Annotated in this window: 1 pseudogene; it reads left to right on the top strand. The window is 61.6% G+C overall.

Annotated features, from left to right (window positions below):
- Positions 1-319: 319 nt before the first annotated feature.
- Positions 320-552: pseudogene (locus NW837_RS15455) on the top strand (serine--tRNA ligase); the annotation flags it as partial.

The raw sequence follows: 552 nt of genomic DNA, 5'->3' as shown, positions 1-552 counted from the left end.
GGTCGAAGGCGCGCCGATGCCCATCGACGGCACGCTGAAGATGGAACTGGTGAAGTAATCCTCTACTGTGTAGCATTCCACACGCGGCAGGGAGCAGGTACGCCCCCTGCCGCGCTTGTACGATTAGGTATAATTTCCCCACGATGGCGACGCAGACCGCAACCGCCAAACCCAAACGCGCTAAACGCACCAAGCGGCAAGCGGAACCCACACCGCTGCCCGAACACATCCAAGCGTCGCTGGAACAACTCCAACAACTTAAACTACTCCCAGGAGACGGAGACCGACCTGACGCGGGCGTTTCGGTACAATTAGCGGCATGCTGGACTACCGACTCCTGCGCAGTGAACCCGACACGGTGCGCGACGCGCTGCACAAACGCGGCTACCCAACCGACCTCCTCGACGAATGGCTGGCAATCGACCAGCGGTGGCGCGAAATCACCACCCAAGTGGAGACCCTCACCGCCGAGCAGAACCGCGTCTCCAAAGAGATCCCCCTGCGCAAAAAGGCGGGCGAGGATACCGAGCCGCTGCTGGAGCAGCTGCGCAG

The sequence above is a fragment of the Synechococcus sp. R6-10 genome, from assembly GCF_047461815.1.
Classification (GTDB): domain Bacteria; phylum Cyanobacteriota; class Cyanobacteriia; order Thermostichales; family Thermostichaceae; genus Thermostichus.
The sequence above is the reverse complement of the archived record's forward strand: the minus strand, read 5'-3'. Positions and strand labels throughout refer to the sequence as shown.